The sequence below is a fragment of the Enterococcus alcedinis genome (genome assembly GCF_014635985.1).
GTDB classification, from domain to species: Bacteria; Bacillota; Bacilli; order Lactobacillales; family Enterococcaceae; genus Enterococcus_I; species Enterococcus_I alcedinis.
Genome location: NZ_BMDT01000007.1, coordinates 99,311 through 124,992, shown reverse-complemented (window position 1 = coordinate 124,992; position 25,682 = coordinate 99,311). Strand labels below are relative to the sequence as shown.

Here is a 25,682-nt window from a genome sequence, read left to right as displayed (position 1 = left end):
GAGATTTTAACCTCAAGTAATATTATAAAACTTTGGTCAGTCTTGGTCAAATATTTCACTTAACCAAAGAGCAAATATTAATTTTTTATAAACATCCGCCTATCGAGCAACACCAAAACAAAAAAGCCCTATTTAACTGTCCAAATTGACCATTTAATGGATTGAACGGTGAATTTGGACATTCAAAAAGAGGCTCAGTAACTATGCGATTTAGTCAGTTTTTTGTTTCTTTGATTCTTCTTACAGATAGGCGTTATCTTCTTCGTTCATTCTTTACGCGTTGACCACCCAGTTGTGTAGCTCATTTCTCAAAATATCGATGTCTCGATTCGACAGATTTTGAGTAACGAAGATCCCTTTAGTCGAAGATTCTGTTGAAAGAGTAAAATCAGATGTTTCTACGTCTTCTACAAAAACAATGTTTGCACGATCCGTCAACTTGAATTGAATGATTTTTTCCATTTGTTTTAAATTTTCACTCGAAAATCTTGAAGACCAACAAAAAGAGACTACTGGAAATAATTCATCCTCCGTCATAAATCCAAAACTAATGGATGATAATATTTCCCTCATACTTGCTGTGTTCTTTTCCGGAAAAACAGCGATAAACTCCGCCCAAATCTTAGAAAAAAGATGCTTAAAATACGGATATTCAATTTCAACGTGTTCTTTTTTTGTTAAACCCATGATCTCATTTGTTTCTCTAAATGTCGGTAAAACACTCTCAATCACCGAATATTTGTAAGTCATTTTATTAATGATTTCTCGTTCCTCTGTCGTTAAGAATCTGACGTGTTTTTCAAATAAGGTTAGCCATTTACTCCCCGTTTCAGAGAAACGATTCTCATGTAATCTTTCGAACGTTAACTTAGGTTCAAATTCAAAAAAACCTAGTGCGTACATCACTAAAAGGACATAATTCCACATTTCTTTAGGCATCTCTTTTTCTGGTAATGTGATGTCCTTATACCAATCTTCTACATATACCGATTGAATCGCATCATTTTCTACACCTAATTTTTGATTAATAAATAACCATAAAGCCAAAATTTCAATCGAAGCATCTTGAGGGGCCAGCAAAAATTGTTGACAAATTTGTTTGCTTAAATCGATATATTTAGACGTCACTCCCCAATGTTCACGCGAAAAACCGCGGTGTATAGAATAAAAAAACATGAAAAAGACCAGTCGAATTTGAGCAGATTCTCCAATAATTCCCATTTTTTTTCCTAGACGTATGCGAATCTGATACGGCGATAAAAAAACGTTCATTCGATTGACTATCCTTCGCAACGTAGACAAACTGATATCATGTTCCTTACAAAATAAATCAGAAGAATAAATGCCATACAATAATAAATATTTATAAACATCATAGACCGTATCATTCTTATATAGTTCCTCTAAAACTTGTTCCAATTCATCACTTTGACGAAATAGTTGGATTCCTTGTCTATGGCATATTTGTAAATTCGCTTGTTCAGGTGGATACAAAGTACCAATGGCTTTTTCGACGTCTTTTAAGTGCCTTCTGATTGTTGAGCTTTTTACCGTTTGTATCTGTTTAGCAATTTCATCATTAGTGATTGCTTTTTCTTGATCATCCAAGAATAAAATGATTTCTTTCTTAATCGTTACTTCTTTCGAAAATCCAAACATCCTATTTCCCTCCTCTTAAATTTCCCTATTCAAATATCTTCATCGAGACATCCTATCGTTTTATTACCTATTTACATGATTCGTTCCTAATTTCAAGCCAATCAACTATTTATCAAGAATGATTCTATATAATTAAACTTACCACAAATTTTTATTTATTACTGCTCCATAATTTGCTGTACTCGGTGTAATAATTGAACATAGCCGTTCACATTGACAAAGTCGGTTCGCCTGACTAGTTACAAAAACAATGATTTCGTCCAAATTTTCGTAAAAAAAAAAAGACTGCGACAAAAGTCACAGCCTCTTTAAGTTACACGAATATTTAATTAATGATTAACGAAAATCTACTCTTTCTAAAAACGTCACTACATTCAAGACTATGAGTAATCAGAGTTCATACTCAACTCCAGTTTCTTACACCGTCTCGATTTCATCGATTGATTTTCAATCTTTTTTTACGAGAAACGAAAACGTATATCCCACCAATTAGAAACGGAAGAATAAAAGTCGCAAAACGGTATAGTAATAAAGATGAGGCAGCATCGATTTTTCCGACATAAGGGCTGAATAAGAGCATATAACTGACTTCAAAGGACCCAACGCCTCCTGGTGTTGGCACGACCCCAGAAATGACTGTTACAAAACTAATCAGTGCTAAGGAAACAAAAAAGTTAAAGTCTGGATAGTCTGGTCGCAAACAAATATATGGAATGATAAACCAAATCAATGCTTTCGTAATCCCCCAAAAGAGCATTTCAACTAAAAGTCTTTTTTTATGCATCAAATCATGAATCATTGTTCGTAAAGCATTAATTTGTGTGTTGACTTGATCGACTTTATCTCGCCAAGCTGCTTGTTTAATCCATCGATTGCAAATGGTAACAAACAAGATTTGCAAAGGCATACTTAGCGCAGCCAACAAAATGACGCCATTAATCGCAAGATTAATGGCTATACAAATGATAACCACCCAAATAATTCTTTGAGAAAACAAGCCCATTTCCATTATTAAAAATAAAATGGCTAAAAACGCAGCCGATGTTTTAAATAGCATAAAGCGAAAGATCGAAACACCGACTCCTTCAGAAACGGTTAAATTTTTTCGATGATAGAAATTAATCTCGGCAATCCATGTTCCCGCACCAAAAGTCACTACCCGATAAAACGCCGCATAACACGATGCCATCATTCCTTCGACACTACGAAAAGGTTTATCCGTAATTCGAACCGTTGTTTTCACCATCTTCCCTTCAACGAATTGATAAGCAATACCTAAAAAAAGGACCGCTAAAACAAGCCAAATACTCGTTTCTAATATTTCAAGAAAGATGGCATCAAACGAGGACCAGAGATATTTGACAAAAAAACCAATTAAGAAAAAGAAAATCAGTGGTTTGATAAAGGTTTGTCTCTTAACCTTTTGCGTAAATTCAGACATTTTTAGTTGCTCCTGCTTTCTGGTCGCTTTTGAACAGCTTCATAGACAATCCCTTGACTGTTTATGAAGCAATAGTATCTACTTCGCGTTAAGTTCCGCAATTTTAACAATCACATCTGTTGCTTTTTCCATTGATTCTAAGGCAACAAATTCAAAACGTCCATGCATATTTTCGCCACCCGCAAAGATATTTGGTGTTGGAATACCCATAAATGAAATTTTCGAACCATCCGTTCCACCACGAACCGGTTCAATCAAAGGTTCAATTCCTAATTCAAGCATCGCATTTTTCGCTAGCTCAACAATACTCATGTCTTTTTCGATGACTTCTTTCATATTGTAATAATTGTCATTTAATTCAATTACAACACGTTCTTCGTCGAAACGACGATTGATTTCCTCTTGAATAGCTAACACCAAGGCTTTTCTTTCCGCAAATTTTTCGCGATCGTGGTCACGAATAATAATCGAGAATGTCGCTTCTTCTGGATTTCCAGCTAAATTCATTAAGTGGAAAAAGCCTTCTGATCCTTCTGTTTTCTCCGGTACTTCATCTGCGGGTAAGGCATTATTAAACTCAATCGCTAAGGTTAATGCATTGATTAAGGTGTTTTTTGCTGTTCCTGGATGAACATTTTTCCCATGAATTGTCACGTCAGCTTGTGCGGCGTTAAACGTTTCATATTGCAATTCACCAACGGGTCCACCATCCATTGTATAAGCAAAATCAACCGCAAATTGATCCACGTCAAACTTGTTTGCACCAACCCCGATTTCTTCATCCGGTCCAAATGCGACTTTAATTTTTCCATGTTCAATCTCTGGATGGTTTAGTAAAATTTCCATCGCCGTCATAATTTCAGCAATGCCTGATTTATCATCTGCACCCAGTAAGGTTGACCCATCCGTTGTAATCAATGTTTGGCCTTTGTAATTTTTTAAATTCGGGAAATCTTTCACGTTTAAAGTGTATTTTCCTGCTTGATCTAATGGAATCGTTGATTGTCCATCATAGTTTTCAATGATTTGCGGCTTCACATCAACTGCATTAAAATCTGCCGTATCTAAGTGAGCAACAAAACCGATTGAAGGGACTTCTTTTTCAGTGTTGGCTGGTAAAGTAGCCATCACGAAACCATTTGATTCATTGTAAAGTACGTCAGACATTCCTAACGCTTCCAACTCTTCTTTTAAAATCAAGGCAAATTCAATTTGTGATTCCGTTGAAGGGGTTGTCATGCTTGTAGGATCAGATTGTGTTTCGATTTGAACATAACGTAAAAAACGTGGTAATAAATTTTCGTATTTAGACATAGTAAGGCTCCTTATCTTGTTTGAAATGGGTTGGTATTTGTTTTTGAAGCAATGATTTCTACTTGCCAGTTCTCTTCTTTTTTCCAAGCGTTCATCATTTCTGTTAATTTTGGGACGCAAAGTTTTTCGATATGATGTCCTGGATCAATGACCGTTAGACCTGCCGCTTGGATGTCGTGAGCGGTATGATAATAAACATCGCCAGTTAAATAAACATCGGCTTTTTGACGGATTGCATCTAAGTAAAATTTTTCACCTGAGCCGCCACAAATTGCGACACGTTGAATCGTTTTTTTCGACGCATCCGCTTCGATTAAGCGAACATCGGATAAATCAAAGGTCTGCTTAACGTGTGAAATAAAGTCTTCTAACGCCATCGGTTTCGCAAGATTCCCAACTCGGCCGACACCGTAAGTTTTTGGTGGATTCGTTAATGATAAAAGATCAAACGCCGGTTCTTCGTATGGGTGTACGTGATACATTGCCTCTAAAACTTGGGCTTCAATCTCTTCTGGATAGATGACTTCAATGCGTTCTTCTTGTACGATTTCAGCTTGATTAGCTTGACCAATTGTCGGATTAGCTGCTTCTCCTGGCGTAAAGCGTCCCTCTCCTTGCATCGAATAACTTGCATGGTGATACTCACCGATTTCACCAGCACCACTATCACCTAACGCTTGTCGCATCGTATTAGCTTGTTCAAGTGGTACGTAAACAACGAGTTTTTTCATCGGAACTTCATGGGTTTTTGTTAAATAATGATCGACTTCCACACCAAGCGCTTCACAAAACCAATCATTTAAACCGCCTTCGATAATATCCATGTTGGTGTGTGCCGCATAAACTGCAATCTCATGTTTGACTAAATCCAAATACATCGCATTTTGTGGTGTATCGGGTACTAGACGCTTAATTGGTCGAAAAATTGGTGGGTGTTTGGCAATAATTAAATCAACCTTCTTTTCGATTGCTTCTTTCACAACTTCTGGTCGTACATCTAAGGTCATCATGACTTTGGTTATTTCACGGTCAAGCGTGCCAATATGTAAGCCCACAGGATCGCCTTCTTCAGCTAACCAAAGCGGACAAAATGTTTCAAAACGACGGATAAAATCCAAACCGTAAACCATTACGCCAATACCCCCTTAATCCAAGCAAGTTGTTCTTCTACTTCTTTTATCTTTTCTTGTGGCACGACTTGAGCTTTTTGTAAATCACCGAGAACGCGTTCTTTCGCTTTTACTTCACGTTGCCATTTTTTGATAAATGTTTCCGTTTTATTTTGTAATAAAACCGGACCGAAAAGTAATTCTTTCTCGCTATAGTGAACGCTATCCATTGGCTCGGCCACGATAATTTCATAAATTTTATCATTTTCTTCTAAAATCTCTTCTTCTACGATGCCATATCCGTTTAAGACAAGCCACTCACGAAGGGTTCGTTCACCAATATTTGGTTGCAATATTAATGTTTCGGTTTTCTTTAATTGACCTTTCTCGCGACCACTTTCCAAAATTTGACGGATGAGTGCACCACCCATGCCTGCAATCGTAATCGTGTCGATTTGATCTTCTTCCTGAATAGCGGCTAACCCATTGGCTAAACGAACCATAATTTTTTCTGATAATAAGTTTTTAGCAACCTGTCTTTTCGCTGACTCGTAAGGTCCTTTGACCACTTCACCTGCGACAGCATAACTAATTTTTTTATTTAGCATTAAAAAAGTTGGCAAGTATGCATGATCCGATCCAATATCAGCAAGTCGTGCATCTTGTGGGACTTTTTCTCCAACTTTCATTAAACGTAAGGACAAAACTTGTTCATTCACTACTATTTACCTCCAAGTATTAAAGAAGCTCTGACAGCGAATTTGGTTCTGGCTAGTCAGAGCATTCGTGTAAAATTATTTGATTAATTCAATAGAAATAATGGAATTTCCTGGGACTTGCGGTGGGATCGACATCGTCATCACGGCAGGTTGTGCTAGCGTCACTTTCAATTTGCTTCCGACTGCAAGCTCTTCCACATCCATCGTTAATGTCGTTGGATCAACGTTTAACGCCACGCCATTTTGGAAGGAACCAATTGAATCCTCTGTATCGGTGACAGCTACCGGTTCTTCAAGCAAGATTTGAATCGACGGATCACTTGTTCCTAATTCCGTTACACTGACAACTGTCGCTGTAAAGATCATCTCTTGGGCTTCAGTGCTATCAGTTTCGACGGTTTCGGTAGCTGTTGTTTCTTTCGAACTATCACTGGATGCATTGCTATTGCCATTTGAGGCACAAGCACCTAAGGCGAACACGGTAAGTAACAAGACGGCAGGTGTGAATATTTTTTTCATTGAAATTCCTCCTAAGATTGATTTCTTCGATTGGTTCCCGACATACTAATTTCTTTTGTTAAATAGCGAATTCGTTCCATAATTCGTTTGGCCTTTAATGGTTCTTCATCTCCACGTTGTGTGACAGATAAATGTTGTTCTAATTCCAACATGGTAAAATTCGAGGTGAAAAATGTTGGTAATTGTTCTTGCATTCGATGCTGTAAGATCACACCAAATACTTCATCTCGAATCCAGCTACTCATCGCATCCGCCCCGATATCATCTAACATTAAAACCGGTGCTTGTTTAATCGCGTTTAACTTTTCGCCAACCAAATCTTTTCCAATTGCTTGTTTCATATCAACAGCAAAAGTTGGGAAATGTAAGAGCGTTGTCGAATAACCAGCTTCGGCTAATTCTCGCGCGATTGCACCAAGTAAATACGTTTTTCCAATTCCAAAGCTCCCCACTAGGTAAAGACCTTTGTGAAAACCATTAGGTTGTTTCGTATAGTGATCAACGAAGTCAAAAGCAGCCATAATCGCTTCTGCCCGACCAGTTGTTCCTTCATAGTTACTAAAATTAGCTTCTTGAATATCTTTAGGCATGTTTACCGAACGAATTCGATTACGGACTTCTTCGCGATGTTTACGATCTAACAAGCCTTTGGTTGGTACATACGTCACATCAATGGAATGAAAGTTTAATGCCAGTTGAGGTTCATATCCCGGAGCAATCATATCCCCTGATTGTTCAGTAAATTTACGTTTTTCTTGTACGAATTCATACAATTTCGCATAACTTTTTTCGATATCTTGAGGAGTTAGATAGTCCTTATGCTGTTGTAAAAAGGCCTTCACTTCTGCATTGTTTAGTACTTCTTCCATCATTTCTTGATAACGAATACGATAATTTTTTTGATCAAAAATTCTTGATAACTGGCTTCCGATGTTGTCCATCAACTTTCACCTTCCTTTCTTTTCAAATAAGCTTGTAGTCGTTGATTAATGGCTTCTTGAACTTTTGGATCTTCAGCAACGACTTCTTTTTCTGACTTTGTTTCTGTCGCCCATTCCGGTAGTTTTTCAACTCGGACATTCTTTTTCGGATAACTTCCTGGACGTGTAGTCTGACGTTTTTCACGCGCCTCTTGTTTGTCTTTGGCTTCTTTGACGTATTCCCGTGCATATTTAATCGCTGTTTCTGGCGCCTTAACACCTTTTTCAGACCAGTTGGCTGCAATAGCATTCACAAAACTCGCTTGGAGTGTACTGTGATTTTGGATCACAAGTACGTAGTGAATTAAGATATTAATGACGGGATTCGGTAGTGGGCTTCGTTCAACTAGGGAACGCACCACCCACATCTCACTGTCAGCCACAAAACTATTCTTACCAATTTTAATTGATTCCAGAAAATCAAAAGGTGCCGTTTGCTCACTCGTTTGAATTAACTCAATGTCACGTTCCGAGTAGCCTGTTTGCCGTAACAAATTAAAACGTTGAGCATTTTCTTCTTGTTTCGGTTCGGGAAGTGGTTTAAAGCTGCGTTTATTGCGTTCCAGAACAAGCTTTTGCAACGCTTTAGGCTCAACTTCTCCAGTATCAATCGCAACAACTTCTGCTAACAAATCGACTAACTCTAACTCTTGATAACCATAGAGGCTCGCATAAATACTTAACTGTTCTTTGAATTCTTGCGTGAAATTTTGTTCTATGATATATTTTTTCTTTGCTAAAGCCAATAAATAATCCCAGTCAATTAAGGATTGATTGACCTCCAACCGTTTATTCCCTTCGGTTTGATAAGACTTAGAGACATGCTCAAGTTTATCTGAAGCAAGTGCAAATGATTCCATGTTCAACTGGCCATACACCTCGGTGAAATTAGCTGTCACTTCTCGATAAGACGTGTAATCAATTTTTTTCGGCTCAAAACGATTCGTCAATTGCTGAAATTTGCGATCACCAACTGCTTGATTTAATAAAAAACTATAAGTGACATCTTTCATAAAAGCTTGTGGTGCCAGTGGTTCTTCTAGTTGATAAATAAACATCTTACCAAATTCCTGATCCTCTTTTTGAAAGACGCTCAAAAGCCCCATACCTTCCAAACGTTTGCGCGCCTCTAAAAATGTTGGCAGACCAATATTCAAAGCATTTAAACAATCAAGATGAATAAATTCGAGTTCTCTTTGATCCCCTTCATCGCCAATTAACTGAAAATAAAGTGCTAATGCGGTTGGACCAATAATTGGTTGGTATAAATAAATTAACCCGTCATTGCCTTCTTTCGATAAAGGGAGGGATTTAAACACTCGATAAATGGCATTTGGTGTGACTTCATCCCAAGCACTTCTCATTGAACCCCTCACCTCCAACTATTCTTTCTCTTTCGGTTTTTCAACGATTTCTTGTAGTTCTTTTAGGAAGACAGACATGTCTTTAAATTGACGGTAGACACTAGCAAAGCGAATATAGGCGATTTCATCAAGATCAACTAAATATTCCATCACATATTCTCCAATTAAATTGGTTTGAATTTCATTGTCACCCGATTCACGAATTTTACGTTCAACTTTATCAACGATATTCTCCATTTGATCCATCGTTACTGGACGTTTTTCAGCCGAACGAACCAGACCACGTAAAACTTTGTCACGATTAAATTCTTCTCTCGTACCATTTTTCTTAATCACAAGTAACGGTGTTTCTTCTATTCTTTCAAAAGTGGTAAAACGGAACCCACAACTTTCACATTCACGACGACGACGAATTGCACGTCCATCGTCTGCTTGACGGCTATCCACTACTTTCGAACTGTTATGATGACATTTCGGGCATTGCATATTCCCACCTCATTTTCTTTTATTTGAAATATGTTCTTTATTGAACACTTAAGTAGTTATATTATAACATGATTTTTCAATTTACCTGCGGATAAACCTCAATTCCTTACAGAAAATTCAATGTTTTTGATTTTTCAGGAAAAAGAGGGGGTGTTCTTCTATCAATAAACCCTTATATTTTTTCCGCATAACTAACAGCGCCATATTTTGTTATCCGATTATCAATCAAATATTGGTACAAAAATGAGGGACTGTGATTTTACGTCACAGTCCCTCTCTCGTTTTAAATATATCGATGTGCTTTCAACCACTCAACTACTTGCTCTTTTGTTTCAGTAATCGATTGTTGATTATCAAAAACGATTGTACTTTTCGCTTTTTTTTCTTCAATCGGCCATTGACTACTTATCCGTTTTTTAGCATCTTGTTCGGATAAACTATCACGTGCCATCAATCGTTTTAATTGAATGGATTCTGGTACGTAAACTGTCGCTATTTCATCGACTGTATCGATATAATTGCCTTCAAAAAGTAAAGGCAAATCGACAATAACCAATTTTTCTTTTGTTTTATAAGCTTCAATTCGATCCAATATCGTCTTTCGTAAAAAAGGATCTAACAATTGATTTAAAACGTGGCGTTTTTCCGGTTGATTGAAAATGATTTCTCCGAGCTGCTTACGATTTAATTGACCATCGGATAAAATAACAGATGAACCAAATTCTCTTTTGATAGCTGTTAATGCCGGTTGCCCAACTTCAACAATTTCCCGCGCAATTTGATCGCCATCAACAATTGGAAAACCGAATGACCGAAATATATCAACGACCGTACTTTTACCTGTAGCAATTCCACCAGTTAATCCCAGAACGAATCCCATCGCTTAGTCCTCCAGTTTTTGTTGGCACGTCGGACAAAAATGTGTCCCACGTTGCGCGACTTTGATCTTTTCAATTGGCGTTTGGCAACGTGGACAAGGTTTGCCTGTTTGATCATAAACAACTAATGAAACTTGAAATTCTCCTGCTTCTCCTAACGCATTGGCATAAGAACGTATCGTCGTTCCCCCTGCCTCGACTGCTCGACCTAAAACGTGAATCGTACCTTCATGAATTAAAGCAATCTCTGCTTTTGTTAAACTGTTAGCTGGTCGCTCAGGATGTACTTTGGCGTACCACAACGTCTCGTCAACATAAATATTACCTAGTCCCACAACAATTTTTTGATTCAACAACAACGGTTTAATCGCCATTTGTTTCGTTGATAAAGCTTTTTCAAATTCAGACAATTTAAAACTTGTTGATAACGGCTCTGGTCCTAATTGTTTAATCCCTTTGTACTCATGGCTTTGATCCTTATCAACCAATGCCATTCTGCCAAATTTTCGGACATCACGGTATTGTAACTGGCTACCATCGGTAAAATGGAAAATCACATGTGTATGCTTTGTTACAATCACTTCTTGCTCGGGTGCAAAAAACTCATACTTTCCTTCCATTCGTAAATGGGAAACCAAATCAAATTGGCTTAACTTAAAGATTAAAAATTTCCCGCGACGATCAAACGCTTCAAACGTCTGACCAATCAAAGACTCTACAAACAAAGAAACTTCGGGCATTTCGATAATTCGTGGCCAAAAAACCTCAACTTTCAAGATTGTTTTGCCTAAGACTAATTGCTCTAAACCTTTTCTAACGGTTTCTACTTCTGGTAACTCTGGCACTTTTTAGAAACCTCCTTTATTTTGCTTCATACCACGTTTTGCCCCAACTGCTGTCCGTTGTCAATGGTACATGTAAAGTCACCGCATGTTCCATCGATTCTTTCACTAGTTGATCTAACGCTTCTAATTCCGTTTCTGGCACTTCGAAAACTAACTCATCGTGAACTTGTAAAAGCATTTTCGCTTCAAATTTTTCTTCTTTTAGACGTTTCGCTAAATGAATCATCGCAATTTTAATAATGTCCGCTGCACTCCCTTGAATCGGTGAGTTAATGGCTGTTCGCTCAGCAAAAGAACGTAAATTAAAGTTGCGCGAATTAATTTCTGGTAAATAACGACGACGGTGAAACAATGTTTCTACATAACCTGAATCTTTGGCCTCTCGAACAATCGATTCCATGTATTCTTTAACACCAGGGTAGCGTTCAAAATAAGTATCGATGTATTGTTGGGCTTCTTTTCGAGTAATCCCTAAGTTTTGAGAAAGACCGTAATCAGAAATTCCGTAAACAATCCCAAAGTTTACTGCTTTTGCATCACGACGCATATTTGGTGTAACGAGTGTTTCATCATCAATCCCAAAGACACGCATTGCCGTGCTCGTATGGATATCTTGCCCTTCAACAAAGGCTTGTTTTAAATGTTCATCATCTGAAATATGCGCTAATACACGCAACTCGATTTGTGAGTAATCCGATGAATAAATCAACCAACCTTCTTTTCCTGGAACAAAGGCTTCGCGGATTTTACGCCCTTCTTCTAAACGGATTGGGATATTTTGCAAGTTCGGATCAACCGAGCTTAATCGTCCCGTTTGCGTTAAGGTTTGAACATAACGAGTATGGACGCGACCATCCGCTTGAATCATTTTAAGCAATCCTTCAACATAAGTGGATTGAATTTTTGCAATTTGACGATAAATTAAAATGTCGTCGACAATTGGCGCCTGTTCACGTAATTGTTCCAAAACATCGACCGCTGTCGAATAACCCGTTTTGGTTTTTTTGATAACAGGTAAGCCCATTTTTTCAAATAAAATAACACCCAACTGTTTTGGTGAGTTTAAATTGAACTCTTCTCCCGCGACTTCATAGATTTTTTGTTCAATCGCAGTTAAACGCTCCGCAAATTCACCTTTCATTTGCTCTAGGCGTTCCGCATCAACGGTGATTCCTAAAATCTCCATTTCTGCTAACACTTCAGATAAGGGTAATTCCATCTCATGGAATAAGTCGGCTTGCTCTTTTTCGACTAACTCCTTTTGTAATTGCGTACTTAACCATTCGATCGCAACAACTTTACGTGCTAGATGTTCAAATAAGATTGTTTCTTCAGGCACAGCTATTTTTGCGCCTTTGCCATAAACCATGACGTCTGAATGGATCGCCTCATACCCATAGTGATGAGCGACTGCTGAAATATCGTTACTTAAATCGTTTGTATTTAGTAAGTAAGCGGCTAATAAAATATCAAATGTACAGCCTTTTAACGAAATGCCTTCTTTGGCTAATGCCACAATTGTACGTTTCGCATCATAGACGTGTTTTTCCATCGCTTGATTTTCTAACCATGCTTTGAATGGCGCTTGTTGTAAAATGTCCTTATTATTTGAAACGTAGATTTTTTCTTTTGTGCCCCAAACAAGGCCAATAATCTCACCAACATGATAGTTTTCTGCGAGCATTTCAACGTATAAGGCCGCACCTTTTTCAAACATTTCTGGCGCAGTTTCTGTTACGACTTCAAAATCAATCGTTTCTAGATCAGCCGCTTCTTCGACAATATTTAATTTTTCTAAGAAAGTGTTAAAGTTCATTTCTTTGTAGAAAGGAATCAACTTGTCTAAATCTTTCCCCTCGTATTTTAAATCTTCAACTTTCACAGTAATCGGTGAATCGGTGTCAATCGTTGCGAGTTTTTTCGATAAGAAAGCTTGCTCTTTATCGTTAATTAAATTTTCTTTCATTTTGCTTTTCTTTAACGAGTCAATATTTTCATAAATGCCTTCAACCGAACCAAATTCTGTTAATAATTTTATGGCTGTTTTTTCGCCGACTTTTGTCACACCAGGGATATTATCCGAAGCATCACCTGCTAAGCCTTTTAAATCAATAATTTGCGACGGTGTTAAGCCTTGGTACTTCTCGGAAATAAATTCAGGCGTACAAACTTCGACTTCACTTACCCCTTTTAAGGTGATATTAACTGTGACTGTATCTGTTGCTAGTTGCGTTAAGTCACGATCTCCCGTTAGAACAACGACGTCAAATAATTCACTATCGACCTGTTTACTTAGCGTTCCGATAATATCATCTGCCTCATAATTATCCAACTCATAATGCTCGACGCCTAATGCATTAATTAATTCACGGATATAAGGCATTTGTTCCTTAAATTCACTCGGTGTCTTTGAGCGTCCACCTTTATATTCACCATACCATTCATGTCTAAAAGTTGTTTTTCCTGCATCGAAAGCGACTAAAACATGGGTTGGTTTCTCTCTTGTCATAATGTTGTCAAACATCGTGTGAAAAGCATAAATCGCATTTGTATGTAGACCATTGTTATTTTTAAATCGATCTAGCGAATTGTGTAAGGCATAAAAAGCACGGAATGCCACACTATTTCCGTCGATTAAAAGTAATTTATTTTTCATTCAGTTACGCTCCTTCTTATTTCATCCTTACTTATTTTAACAAAGATACGGGTGGAATGCGATGATTTCGGCTGTTTTCTCCCGAACACAAAAAAAATGCCACACTCCTTTTGAAGTGTGACAAAAATTGCTGTTTATTTTCTAGTCTCTTGAAAAAATTCTTAATAAAGATAAGAATAAGTTGATAAAATCTAAATACAATTGTAACGCCATAAATGCCGCAATACCAGTATTATCTTGACCGATTGTCGCTTGATACATATGACGAATGCGTTGATTGTCGTACGCGATTAACCCTACGAAAATAATTACTGTAACGTAAGATAAGAAATAATCAACGGCAGCACTTGCTAAAAATAAGTTGATGAGTGTCGCAATAATCACACCCCATAACAAACCAATCGCTGCACGTCCCATACCAGATAAGTCTTTTTTAGTCATAACTCCAAAAATTGACATGCCGATAAATGTGACTGTCGCAACGCCAAAAGCCTTTGCAACGTTCGCTGTTGAATAACCTGCCAATGTCACCGATAAAATAAAACCGGTTAACAGGGAATACACAATAAATCCCGCTACGGTTAGTGACGGATTTTTTTGTGCCTTCGCACTCAACATCACAACTAAAATCAATTGGACGATCCACAATCCCGTAATACCAAATGGAAAACCGCTAACAATTCTCACCGTTTGCTCAAAAAAATAACCCATTGATAAGTAAGCCGTAATGGCTGTAATTGCTAGACCTAAGCTAAAAATGCCATAGACTTTCGCATAAAATTGATTCAAACCTTTTGTTTCAATTACTGTACTATTATTCAATTTCATTTCCTCCTTTTATTAACTTTTTGGGTGGTTGAACTAAAACAACTGCATCCAAGACTCGATGATCCGCTAAATTTACTGCTTCCACCGAAATCGTCACGACTTCTTTCATTTTATCTACTTTGATCACTTCAAAAGTAAAAGTGATTGTCTCATAATGATAGACAGGTTCGATAAAATTAACGGACAAATTAACAACATGTGAGCCTGCTCCTGGTAAATGCTTTGAAATCGCACTTGTAATAATCCCTGTCAGCATAATCGATGGGACAATTGGTTCTTGATGTTCGGTTTGATTCGCATAGTCATGTTGAATATACAAAGGATTGGCATCGTTTGTTAGTCCTAGATAAAGTAAAATCTGTTGATCTTCAATCACTTCTGTTAAGGAAAGTGATTCGCCTTCTTCAATTTCTACAATTGTTTTGCCTATTTTACGTGGTTTCCCAATATTCAAAATAGTAACCCCCAAGGTTTATAATACTTATTATTTTATCAAAGGTAGCTAAAAGTGCAAGTAAGAAACAATAAAATTCATAAAACATTCAACTTTCTTCCACGCCTAGCACAATCGACTCCTCAATCGGATACATTTTACAGCCTAATGATTTCAACGATTTTTAAAACTTACAAAAAGGTAGCTGCAAAAAACAACAGATTTTTTGCAACTACCTTCTAAGCATTCAATTTTAAATCTAACCGATTAAATCATTTTTGACCGACTATTTTTTAAAGAACATTTCTTGTTGTATTACTCAGTAACGTCTCATAAGCATGTTCAAATTTTTGAACATCGCCTGCCCCCATAAAGATCATGACTGCATCTTTATGATCGAGTAACGGTGAGACATTTTCTTCTTTGATTACTTGTCCGCCTTTTTGAATCTTGTTTCCTAGGTCTTCAATCCGAACTGAACCTTTTGATTCACGGGCCGAACCAAAAATATCACATAGATAAACGTTATCCGCTAAATCCAACGCCTCAGCAAACTCATCCATTAACGCAATCGTTCGTGTAAACGTATGTGGTTGGAAAACTGCGATGATTTCTTTTGTTGGGTATTTTTGGCGTGCAGCATCAATCGTCGCTCGAATTTCAGCTGGATGATGCGCGTAATCGTCGACAATTGTCATATCTGCAACAATTTTTTCGCTAAAGCGGCGTTTTACCCCTTTGAAAGTTGCCATTTCAGTAGCAACAGCTTCCATCGATAATCCTTCTAAGTAACAAACTGCAATGACACTTAAAGCATTATTAATATTATGTTGTCCATATGCTGGGACTAAAAAACGACCAATTGTTTCGTTTTTAAAGACCACATCAAAGGACGAACCTTGTGTTGAACGTTCAATATTTGTTGCTTTAAAATCATCATTGTCTTCGACACCGTAGTAATATACCGGGATATCAACTTTTAGTTGACGTAAATAAACATCATCGCCAAAGGCTACAATCCCTTTATTAACGTTGTTAGCCATTGATTGGAAAGCAGAAAAGACATCTTCTATGCTTTCATAATAATCTGGATGATCAAAATCAATATTTGTCATAATCGCATAATTTGGTGAATAGGCTAAGAAGTGACGACGGTATTCACAAGCTTCAAATGCGAAGAATTCAGCTAATTCATCACCATGACCGGTCCCATCGCCAATTAAGAAACTTGTCGGTTTAATTCCCGAAAGTACATGTGCTAGCAAACCCGTTGTACTTGTTTTTCCATGTGAACCTGTCACACCAATACTCGTATAATTTTGAATTAAATGGCCTAAAAAATCATGGTAACGAATGACTTCTAATCCTAATTCTTTTGCACGAACCACTTCAGGGTGTGAATCAGGAAAGGCATTTCCAGCAATCACCGTTAAACCAGCGACAATATTTTCGGCATTAAAAATAAATAAAGGAATACCCACTTTTTCTAAATCGCGTTGGGTAAAAAAGTATTCTTCGACATCGGAACCTTGGACTTGGAAGCCTTTCTCATGTAAGACTAGTGCAAGTGAACTCATTCCTGAGCCTTTAATTCCAATAAAATGATAAATCGTCTCTTTATTGTTAAACATTCTTTTGTATTTCCTCATTTCTTAAGGGTTTCATTTCACAATCGATTTTTCTACGAACGCTATCAATTATCTTATATGTTCCGTAAAATAGCAATTTATTTACATCGAAAAAAAGATTCTCTTAAGCTTTTTCTTTTTGTTCTGCTTTTGGTGCGACCATCGTTAAACTGATCCGTCCTTTTGCAATGTCGACCCCTTCAACCCAGACAGTCACAACGTCTCCAACTGCTACAACGTCTTTCGGATGTTTGACAAATCGATTGCTTAGTTTAGACAAGTGAACAAGTCCATCTTGCTTAACGCCGATATCAACGAACGCACCAAAATCAATCACATTACGGACGGTACCTTTTAATTCCATACCAACGGTTAGATCTTCCATCGAAAGGACATCTTGGCGTAGCAAAGGCGCTGGCATCGAGTCGCGCATGTCACGACCTGGATCAACTAAAGCATGTAAAATATCCGTCACCGTTTCTTGTCCCACGACTAAAGTTTCAGCCACTTGTGATGGTACTAAAGCTTTTAATTTTTGACTACTTTCTTTTGTTCCTAACGTTTTGAGGTCTACCGCAGCCATTTTCAATATTTCTTTGGCGATTGGATAACTCTCTGGGTGAATTCCTGTATTATCTAAAATATTTTTACCACCAGGTATCCGCAAGAAACCAACAGCTTGTTCATAGGCTTTGGGTCCTAAACGAGGAACTTTTTTCAGTTGATTCCGTTGTTCAAACGCCCCGTTTTCTTCACGATAATTAAAAATATTTTGTGCAGTTGTTTTATTTAAACCAGCAACATGAACGAGCAATTGTGAGCTCGCTGTATTTAAGTCAACACCGACTTGGTTAACGACCGTTTCGATCACAAAATCAAGCTGTTCATTCAATCTTTTTTGCGAAACATCGTGTTGATATTGTCCGACACCTACCGCTTTGGGTTCAATTTTTACAAGCTCTGCCAAAGGGTCTTGAAGACGACGACCGATACTAATCGCACTCCGTTCTTCTACTTGTAAATCTGGAAACTCTTGACGTGCCACGTCACTTGCCGAGTAAACAGATGCACCGGCTTCGTTAACAATCACGAAAAAGACTTCTCTTTTCACTTGTTTTAACAGTTCCGCTACAAACAGTTCAGATTCACGACTCGCTGTACCGTTACCAATCGCAACCATTTCGACTTGATACGTTTCTAACAGTTGTAAGAAGGTCTTTTGTGCCTCTTTATGACGGTTTTCAGAAGATGCATGTGGATAAATAACCGTCGTGTTTAATAACTTACCTGTCGCATCAATCACCGCTAACTTGCATCCTGTACGGTAAGCAGGGTCAAAACCTAAAACAACTTTACCTTTAAGCGGTGATTGTAGTAATAGATTTCGTAAGTTTTCACCAAAAATACCGATTGCTTGTTCATCGGCCTCTTCTGTTAACGTATTCCGGATTTCACGCTCGACACTAGGTGCGATGAAACGCTTGTACGCGTCTTGATAAGCAGATTGAATGATCTCAACAACACTGGAGTCTTCCTTTTTAATTAGTTGTTTATATAAATACTTATTGATGAAATCTTCTTCAACAACTAACTGAACTTTTAGGACGCCTTCTTTTTCACCACGATTAGTCGCTAAAACACGGTGAGAAACCATTTTTTGAATTGGCTCTGCGAAATCATAATACATTTCATAGACTTTCTTTTCATCTAGTTTTTCATCTTTAACCGTACTAACATAGCTGCCTTTTTTATAGAAATATTCTCGAATCCATGTGCGGAATTTCGAAGAATCACCAATTTGTTCCGCTAAAATCTCATGAACGCCTTGTAATGCTTCTTCGACGGTTGGCACTTCTTCGGTGATAAATTCAGCCGCTTTGACTTCAATCGCATCATTTGGAAAAGTGAGCACCCAATCAGCTAAAGGTTCCAAACCCTTTTCTTTTGCAATTGTTGCCTTTGTACGACGTTTTTGTTTATATGGACGATACAAGTCTTCCACTTCTTGCAATTTCACCGCACGTTTTATCGCACTTGCGAGTTCTGGTGTTAATTTTTCTTGTTCTCCGATAATTCGCAAGACTTCTTCTTTGCGTTTTTCTAAGTTTTCTAAATAGTTGTAACGTTCTTCAATTTCACGAATTTGCACTTCGTCTAACGCATCCGTCATCTCTTTACGATAGCGGGCAATAAAAGGCACCGTATTTCCTTCGTGTAACAACGCTAAAACTTTTGTAATTTGTGTTGGTTTATATTGAGATAATTCCTTTGTTAGTAATTGAATTATTTGTTGGTTTGTCTCGACTGCCATAAATTCACTCTTTTCTTTTTAATTGCTATGATTATTACGGAGTCCAAGGTTTTGTTCTTTTTTGATACTCGATGTCTTGGACAATTCCTTCTGGATTAAAAATTACTCCATGGACCGAACCACCATAAATGGCGCCACCGTCAATCCCGATTTTCCCATCAGAAAACCAAAGATCGGTCGTTTGATTGTCACCATGTAAACTTGGCGTAATTGTATGACCGAAGACAATTGTTTTCCCGGTCTGATTGCGACCATTATGAAAGGTCTCGCGAAGCCACATAAAATCACGTGGTGTTGTCTGATGCCAGTCCTTCAAGGTCAAATTCACACCCGCATGGACAAATATATATTGTTCCCATTCAAAGTAATACGGTAAATTCTCTAAAAATAAAATCAAGTCTTTGTATCGTGAGCGGATCATCATCGCCATTTCAGTAGGTGAATATTCTTCTGTTGCTCCCGGATGTAAAAGACTATTAATCGTCTCTTTCCCACCATTCAACCAATACTTATCAGCCACCTCTTCTGGATGAGCTAAAAATTTCAAGAAATAATCTTCATGATTGCCTCTTAAGTAAATCGCCTGATAGCGCTCAACCAGTTCTTTACCTCGTAAGAAGCAAGCTTTGCTATGCGGTCCGCGATCATTTAAATCACCAATTAAGACCAATTGATGCATGCGCGGATCAAAGTCTTTTAAAAGTTTTTCGAATAAATCGATTTGTCCGTGAATATCACTAATTGCATATACATAAGGTTTCATTGATTACTCCTCCTCGATACAAAAAAACTAAACCACTTTATCGACTGTTACCTCCTTTGGTGAGGCGTTTACCAAACGGTTCGCTTCAAGGTACAACTAGTCATTGTCGTGGTTCAGTTTTTTAACTGACTATGCTTTTTCTTTACCCGTTACAGCAAAATAGTTGCCATCGGTATCGGAAAAATTGAAAATTAGTTGATCCGATAATTGAACCATTTCTCCAACTGTTACCGATTGCGCTTGAACTTTTTTGTACAGCCCAAAAACATCATCCGTAAAAAACATTACTGAAGGTGAATTGGTTGCCACTTCTGGTGAATGTCTTTCAATAAATTCACGGTCATAAATCACAAAATGAACTTGACTCTCTCCAGCTAATGCCACTTCAACCACAAGTGTCCCGTCCATTTCTTGTTCTTCAATCAGTGTAAAATCTAAACTTAACCAAAAATCACGCGCTTTTGCTACGTCATCAACGTATAGCATAATTTGAACTTTATTTGAAAACATGTGTATCCCCTATTCTTCTTCTTGACTGAAGTTTAAATTAATTCCAGGTTGATCGGTTACAATTTCGGTCATTTCGTAAGTTAAACGTTGTAAAAGCTCGAATAATGGTGCTACAAGCGTGTTACCTTCTTCTTGTGTTAAGTCCTCTTGCTTCGTTACTTGACGATTAATAAAATGATTAATTTGGCCGATTGCACCGCTAATAATAAAGTCGGGAAATACGACTTCAAATTGCAAGCGAGCGGCTAAAATACTATTTTCTTTTGGATAATTTTCATCTGGTGCAGGAAATGGTGCAAACCCCACGTTAATTTTTGTTTTTGCTTCTGTGTTTTGTGGATCACGCATATCAAAATGGTACGCTTCTACGATTGGCTGTTGTCTTTTAAGTTCCAATATATTCACACTCCTCAAAAGAAATTATACCATAGAATGCTGATAGATAAACACTAAAAAAAGGAAGCAACAAATAAGTTCTTCTGCCAAGTTCTCTTAATTGACAGTCAAAAGAAACGCATGCGATAATTCAGTTGTAAAATAAAATGAGAAAAGAGGAATCACTATGGCAGCAATGGTATTTGTTAATTTTCCAGTCACCGACTTATCACGTTCAATTGAATTTTACAGCGCTTTAGGTTTTAAGCAAAATATAGACTTCTCTAATGATGAAACTGCCTCGATGGTTTGGGATGATACTTTTTGGATTATGCTCTTAACACACGATTTTTACGCCAAGTTTTTAAAAAATAAAACGATTGCAGATACACAAAAAGTCAGTGGCGCTTTGATTGCTTTTAGTTTAGAAAGTGCCGAAGCGGTAAAAAAATTTGGTGAAATTGCTGAAAAAAATGGTGGTACGGTTCATCATGTCGACATGGGAATCCCTGAAGATGTGATGTATGGTTTGGAAGTACAAGATCCAGATGGCAATTGTTTAGAACCGGCTTGGATGCAAGTTGATTAATTCGCCTCTCTCCATTGTTTATCAACCACATTCTAGCTAGATACCGCTCTTGATGATAGGGATTGAAGTTCTAAAAACAAGTCATCTTAATTGATTTCTTAAGATGGTAAAAAAACAGACAAACACGAAATGAAACATAAAAAAAAACAAAGAATCCTCGGGTTCTTTGTTTTTTGATTCTCTATTATTTATTATTCACTAAGTAGTCCACCGCATCTTGCACCGTTTTTACTGGTACAATTTTCATATCCGAATCCAATTTTTCTAATGCCGCTTTGGCTTCTTCATAATTCGAAATAATGCCTGGAAAATCTTTTTTCATTTCTTCGGTAATTGGATCATCTGGCGCAAAGAAAATTTCTGTCTCGGCTTGTACCGCACTTGCGACTTTCTTATCGATACCACCAATTCGACCGATTGTACCATCTAAATTCATTGTACCCGTTCCAGCGATTTTACGACCTTGGCGCAAATCCGTTTCAACTAATTGATCATAAATTTGCAAAGTAAACATTAAGCCCGCTGATGGACCACCGATATTTTCAACATGAAAATCAATCGTTTCATCGGAGGAAATCGCGGTGTGATCGATTAGGCTAATCCCAATACCAGCTTTTTGATTACTTGGTAACTCAATCAGTTTACCACTGGCTTCATTTTCAACATTATCACGTAGATAAGTAATGACAACCTCATCGCCAACTTTTTTATTTTGAACGTAATCCATGAACTCTTGAGAACTTTCAAATTGTTTGCCATCGACTTTAATGACCGTGTCACCGACAGCTAATTTATTAATAAAATCAGAAGATGGATCGATATGCATTACATAGACACCTTTGAATTCAAAATGATACGGTATGTCCGCTAGTTTCAAGGCTTGTTCAATCGCACTATTTTGCGAAGATGTCATATAGTACTCTTGCATTTGATTGTATTCTTCATCTGTCGCACCACCAAACATTTCCTCTTCACTAATTACATCTGAAAAGGGGTCAAATTTGGCTTGTAAGACACGTAAGACTGTTCCTTGATAAACACCGACAGAAGTTAACGCATATGAGCCTGGCGCGTCATCGACTTGATCGTTAACCGTCACTAACTCAGCTAATGGGACAGTTGAACCGGGTCTTTGAATATAATAAGGAATCGGTAGCAAAACACAGGCTACAATAAAAATAGCGGAAATTAATAATAATACGTATTTAATTGGGAATTTTTTCTTCATTCTTCTTCACGCTTCTTCATCATTAGTTGGTAAACATTTTCAGGTAAATAAGGTTTGACATCGCCACCAAATAACAGCACTTCTTTAAGTAAACTAGAGCTAATATGGCTGTATTTTGAGCGCGCTAATAAAAAGACGGTTTCAATCTCTGAATCGAGATGATGATTCATTTCCATAATGTCTCGTTCGTATTCATAATCTTTAATGCTACGAATACCACGTAATAAAATGGTTGCCCCTAGGCGCTTGGCTGTCGTAACAGTCAATTCGGTTTCTTGATAAATCACACGAACATTTGGGATGTCTTGGACTGCGTCTTCAATCAGTGTTACTTTTTCTTCTGTGGTAAAGACTGATTTTTTATTACTATTAATAAAAACGCCAATAATCAATTCATCAAATAATTGGGCACCACGACGAATCGTATCTAAATGCCCCATTGTTAATGGATCAAAACTTCCAGGGAACAGTGCAATTTTTTTCATTCAGCCACCTCGTTTCGGTAAATCGTAATTGCAGCTAAGCCATAGACTTGACGTCGTGTTTGTTCCAGAGTTCCAATCGTTTCTGGTAATTCGAACTTCTTATCGGTTTCACAAACGATAAGACCGTCTGGCGCAATCATATCGGCTGACAAAAGCTTCTCAAGGTCTTCTACAACCGATTGTTGGGCATATGGTGGATCTAAAAAAACTAAATCAAAACGATGTCCCTCTACTCCTAATCGGTTTAAAACTTGTTTGGCTTCACCTTTAATCACTTCAAACTTTTCTGGTTCTTTTGTTAATTGAATGTTTTCTTTAATGACCTTTAACGCCTGGTAGTTTCGATCCACACAAACCGCCTTGTCCATTCCACGAGAAATGGCTTCAATTGCTAGACCACCACTTCCAGCAAATAAATCCAATACTTTTCCGCCATCAAAGTAAGGGCCAATCATATTAAAAATCGATTCTTTTACTTTATCACTAGTCGGTCGGGTATTATCGCCCGCTAAGCTTTTTAATTTTCTGCCACGATAGTTTCCTGAAATTACACGCATTCTTATCACTCCTCAAATTAAAAACAGCTTTATCCTAGTAAACGAACGTAAGATAACAACATGTTATCTACTGAATGGTTTGGTTGAGGACAAAGCTGTCTAATCTTATTCATTGTTATTAAATTTGATTGATTGTATCGACCTCTGCAATCACTGGATCAGGCTCTTCTTCTACTTGGAAAGCCGCTTTTGTCCCAATTTTTTCTGCAAAGTTCATTTCAATATCCGGTCTAAACGATTGATCGACTCGGCGTACAAAATGGAGTCGATTGACTTTTTGAACCACTTCATCGACATTTTCTTCATTAACGTAAAGAACAACATACTTCATCTTTGGTGAAACGAAATGGATTAATCCAAAACGTCGCAAGTTCTTTAATTGCTTTAAGCTATACACCCAAATAATTAATCCTCTTCGTTTTTGGATTACAAACTCACCCATGGCTACATCCTCCCCCACAACCGGACTTTTTCTCAAAGAATGGATTACCTGTTTCAACAATGACATCTTCTGAGAAAGTGGCAGCGATTTTAATAATAATTTCGTCTAAAATCCCTTGTAACTGTGTTTCTGCTAGGCGATATTCCGCAACTTTTGGATGTAAATCAAGCGCCCGTTTCGCTTTGCGTAAACTTCTTTGACGCTCGCGATAATCCGGTGCATATTTTCCATATTCGGCAATCCGATCAAAGGCTTCTTTTTTTTCTAAGAACTCTTGACGTACCGCTTGAACGCCACTATCAATCGCCATCTCTTTTTTCTTCGTAATATATTCTTTAAAAGAATGACTTTTAAAAATTTGATCAACAACTCGTTGCGTTTGATCTTCAATAGCAAAAAAATGATCGTTATAAATCAATGTTAGTCACTGCTTTCTGTTGTATTTTTAACTTCTTGAAATAAGACTAACACATTTTCTTTAGAGAAGGCAACACCTATTGATTCTAATTCTTCAAAATAAAGATGCGTCACTAAATAAGGATTATTGTACCAAGATAAAATTGTAAAGATGGGATCGTAAACAGGCATTTCAAAATGAATCGTTGCGCTTGAATCGATCGTATCTAAAATATTTTTGGCTTCTTTGTTGCTTAATACCCATGTTTGATGTTCTTCATGACGCGCAACACGCTGTAACGATTGCAATCGTTCCGTCGATAAGATTTCTTCTGGATTTTCTAAAAAAAGAGTTAACATTTCTTCTGATGCTTTTTGTGTTTCAAAATCAGTTTGATAGCGCTCAAAACCAAGATCTTTACGTAGCCTTTGCATAGTATTCAAGCTTTTCGCCATGTTTTGACGATTAATTTGTTCCCAATCCGCATCTTTTTGTGCCACGTAATGCAAATCGGCACCTTCTGTAATTAAGTACGGCGACAGTTTAATCAACGTCTCAGCGTCCAAATACATCACACTGTATAAGCCACTTGATGGTTGACGATGGTCAAAAAATAAAATCGCATAACTGTCATTTTCAAATGCCACCAAAGGACGATAATTCATATCATCTTCCATGAGTTCCAAACTATAAGACGCCCCTTGAAACGTAAAGGTAACGTTTGGTGAAATGGTGGTAAATTTCGTCACGTCTTGTAAATCCATTCGGAAATGAAAAGGCGTAATATCTAGTTCCCCGACACGTAACACCTTGATGCTATTAATTTTTTGTTTCGTCGTCACAATTTCTAAATAACTCATCTCTGGTGTTTGGTAGGTTCGATTTTGAAAACCAAAACCCGATTCTGTGACACTCGTTGCTTCCCCAAAAAATTGTTCAAATTGAGTAATCGATTGACCAATCCAAACAGCTAAGCCTTCTGTCGCAATTTTTTGCGTATTTAAAGTCGTAGAAGGTGGCTCCTTGTGCGCAGTCGGTTGAACAGGCAGTGGCGATGCTTTGTAGGAAATTACCGGTTGTAAGTACACCCCAATAAAACAAAGCAATAACACAAACATGAACAACAATCCTCGACGATTCACAAAAAACCACCTCCTCTTCTTTAA

General features: G+C 37.5%; 26 protein-coding genes. 1 reads left to right on the top strand and 25 read right to left on the bottom strand.

Annotated features, from left to right (window positions below):
* Positions 1-273 precede the first annotated feature (273 nt).
* The 19 genes from IEV09_RS08690 to IEV09_RS08600 all read right to left on the bottom strand — a co-directional run bounded on the left by IEV09_RS08690 (position 274) and on the right by IEV09_RS08600 (position 20,839).
* Positions 274-1,659, bottom strand: a complete 1,386-nt coding sequence (locus IEV09_RS08690) for a helix-turn-helix domain-containing protein (protein ID WP_188367901.1) — start codon at positions 1,657-1,659, stop codon at positions 274-276.
* 433 nt (positions 1,660-2,092) lie between these two features.
* Positions 2,093-3,100 (bottom strand): lysylphosphatidylglycerol synthase transmembrane domain-containing protein, encoded by a 1,008-nt coding sequence (locus IEV09_RS08685; RefSeq protein ID WP_188367900.1) that lies wholly within the window; start codon positions 3,098-3,100, stop codon positions 2,093-2,095.
* A 78-nt stretch (positions 3,101-3,178) separates the two neighbouring features.
* On the bottom strand, positions 3,179-4,414 hold the full coding sequence (pepT, locus tag IEV09_RS08680) for a peptidase T (protein WP_188367899.1): 1,236 nt from the start codon (positions 4,412-4,414) through the stop codon (positions 3,179-3,181).
* An 11-nt stretch (positions 4,415-4,425) separates the two neighbouring features.
* Complete coding sequence (locus tag IEV09_RS08675) at positions 4,426-5,544, bottom strand: Nif3-like dinuclear metal center hexameric protein (RefSeq protein ID WP_188367898.1); 1,119 nt, start codon at positions 5,542-5,544, stop codon at positions 4,426-4,428.
* Complete coding sequence (locus IEV09_RS08670) at positions 5,544-6,242, bottom strand: tRNA (adenine(22)-N(1))-methyltransferase (RefSeq protein WP_188367897.1); 699 nt, start codon at positions 6,240-6,242, stop codon at positions 5,544-5,546. The genes IEV09_RS08675 and IEV09_RS08670 overlap by 1 nt, the downstream gene beginning before the upstream one ends.
* A gap of 75 nt (positions 6,243-6,317) precedes the next feature.
* Positions 6,318-6,761, bottom strand: a complete 444-nt coding sequence (locus IEV09_RS08665) for a hypothetical protein (RefSeq protein ID WP_188367896.1) — start codon at positions 6,759-6,761, stop codon at positions 6,318-6,320.
* Positions 6,762-6,772: 11 nt separating this feature from the next.
* Positions 6,773-7,702 (bottom strand): primosomal protein DnaI, encoded by a 930-nt coding sequence (gene dnaI / locus IEV09_RS08660; RefSeq protein WP_188367895.1) that lies wholly within the window; start codon positions 7,700-7,702, stop codon positions 6,773-6,775.
* Positions 7,702-9,105: a replication initiation and membrane attachment family protein gene (locus IEV09_RS08655; RefSeq protein WP_188367894.1), complete on the bottom strand. Its 1,404-nt coding sequence runs from the start codon at positions 9,103-9,105 to the stop codon at positions 7,702-7,704. Before IEV09_RS08655 ends, dnaI begins: the two co-directional genes overlap by 1 nt.
* Before the next feature lie 18 nt (positions 9,106-9,123).
* A complete protein-coding gene (gene nrdR / locus IEV09_RS08650; RefSeq protein ID WP_188367893.1) occupies positions 9,124-9,591 on the bottom strand; it encodes a transcriptional regulator NrdR in 468 nt (155 codons plus the stop codon).
* A gap of 283 nt (positions 9,592-9,874) precedes the next feature.
* Positions 9,875-10,471, bottom strand: a complete 597-nt coding sequence (coaE, locus tag IEV09_RS08645) for a dephospho-CoA kinase (protein WP_188367892.1) — start codon at positions 10,469-10,471, stop codon at positions 9,875-9,877.
* A gap of 3 nt (positions 10,472-10,474) precedes the next feature.
* Positions 10,475-11,314 (bottom strand): DNA-formamidopyrimidine glycosylase, encoded by an 840-nt coding sequence (gene mutM, locus IEV09_RS08640; protein WP_188367891.1) that lies wholly within the window; start codon positions 11,312-11,314, stop codon positions 10,475-10,477.
* A gap of 16 nt (positions 11,315-11,330) precedes the next feature.
* Positions 11,331-13,970, bottom strand: coding sequence for a DNA polymerase I (polA, locus tag IEV09_RS08635; RefSeq protein ID WP_188367890.1), 2,640 nt, complete (start codon positions 13,968-13,970; stop codon positions 11,331-11,333).
* A gap of 141 nt (positions 13,971-14,111) precedes the next feature.
* Positions 14,112-14,798 carry a Bax inhibitor-1/YccA family protein gene (locus IEV09_RS08630; protein ID WP_188367889.1) on the bottom strand — a complete coding sequence of 229 codons (687 nt, stop codon included), beginning with the start codon at positions 14,796-14,798 and terminating at the stop codon, positions 14,112-14,114.
* Positions 14,785-15,252, bottom strand: a complete 468-nt coding sequence (locus IEV09_RS08625) for a MaoC/PaaZ C-terminal domain-containing protein (RefSeq protein ID WP_188367888.1) — start codon at positions 15,250-15,252, stop codon at positions 14,785-14,787. Before IEV09_RS08625 ends, IEV09_RS08630 begins: the two co-directional genes overlap by 14 nt.
* 272 nt (positions 15,253-15,524) lie before the next feature.
* Positions 15,525-16,862: a UDP-N-acetylmuramate--L-alanine ligase gene (gene murC / locus IEV09_RS08620; protein WP_188367887.1), complete on the bottom strand. Its 1,338-nt coding sequence runs from the start codon at positions 16,860-16,862 to the stop codon at positions 15,525-15,527.
* A 121-nt stretch (positions 16,863-16,983) separates the two neighbouring features.
* Complete coding sequence (locus tag IEV09_RS08615; RefSeq protein ID WP_188367886.1) at positions 16,984-19,170, bottom strand: Tex family protein; 2,187 nt, start codon at positions 19,168-19,170, stop codon at positions 16,984-16,986.
* 34 nt (positions 19,171-19,204) lie between these two features.
* A complete protein-coding gene (locus tag IEV09_RS08610; protein WP_188367885.1) occupies positions 19,205-19,933 on the bottom strand; it encodes a metallophosphoesterase family protein in 729 nt (242 codons plus the stop codon).
* Between the two features lie 129 nt (positions 19,934-20,062).
* Positions 20,063-20,443, bottom strand: a complete 381-nt coding sequence (locus tag IEV09_RS08605; protein WP_188367884.1) for a VOC family protein — start codon at positions 20,441-20,443, stop codon at positions 20,063-20,065.
* Between the two features lie 9 nt (positions 20,444-20,452).
* Positions 20,453-20,839, bottom strand: coding sequence for a DUF1149 family protein (locus IEV09_RS08600; RefSeq protein ID WP_188367883.1), 387 nt, complete (start codon positions 20,837-20,839; stop codon positions 20,453-20,455).
* Positions 20,840-21,005: 166 nt separating this feature from the next.
* Here IEV09_RS08600 and IEV09_RS08595 point away from each other — a divergent pair, with 166 nt between their 5' ends.
* Positions 21,006-21,407 carry a VOC family protein gene (locus tag IEV09_RS08595; RefSeq protein WP_188367882.1) on the top strand — a complete coding sequence of 134 codons (402 nt, stop codon included), beginning with the start codon at positions 21,006-21,008 and terminating at the stop codon, positions 21,405-21,407.
* A gap of 184 nt (positions 21,408-21,591) precedes the next feature.
* On the opposite strand, the gene IEV09_RS08590 is transcribed toward IEV09_RS08595, so the two are convergent.
* From IEV09_RS08590 to IEV09_RS08565, 6 genes are all read right to left on the bottom strand, one after another.
* Positions 21,592-22,635: a SepM family pheromone-processing serine protease gene (locus IEV09_RS08590; RefSeq protein ID WP_188367881.1), complete on the bottom strand. Its 1,044-nt coding sequence runs from the start codon at positions 22,633-22,635 to the stop codon at positions 21,592-21,594.
* A complete protein-coding gene (coaD, locus tag IEV09_RS08585) occupies positions 22,632-23,120 on the bottom strand; it encodes a pantetheine-phosphate adenylyltransferase (protein WP_188367880.1) in 489 nt (162 codons plus the stop codon). Before coaD ends, IEV09_RS08590 begins: the two co-directional genes overlap by 4 nt.
* Positions 23,117-23,677, bottom strand: a complete 561-nt coding sequence (gene rsmD / locus IEV09_RS08580; protein WP_188367879.1) for a 16S rRNA (guanine(966)-N(2))-methyltransferase RsmD — start codon at positions 23,675-23,677, stop codon at positions 23,117-23,119. The genes coaD and rsmD overlap by 4 nt, the downstream gene beginning before the upstream one ends.
* 118 nt (positions 23,678-23,795) lie before the next feature.
* Positions 23,796-24,119, bottom strand: a complete 324-nt coding sequence (locus IEV09_RS08575; RefSeq protein WP_188367878.1) for a YlbG family protein — start codon at positions 24,117-24,119, stop codon at positions 23,796-23,798.
* Positions 24,112-24,537 (bottom strand): YlbF/YmcA family competence regulator, encoded by a 426-nt coding sequence (locus tag IEV09_RS08570; RefSeq protein WP_188367877.1) that lies wholly within the window; start codon positions 24,535-24,537, stop codon positions 24,112-24,114. The genes IEV09_RS08575 and IEV09_RS08570 overlap by 8 nt, the downstream gene beginning before the upstream one ends.
* Positions 24,538-24,539: 2 nt before the next feature.
* Complete coding sequence (locus IEV09_RS08565) at positions 24,540-25,658, bottom strand: CAP-associated domain-containing protein (RefSeq protein ID WP_188367876.1); 1,119 nt, start codon at positions 25,656-25,658, stop codon at positions 24,540-24,542.
* Positions 25,659-25,682: the final 24 nt, after the last annotated feature.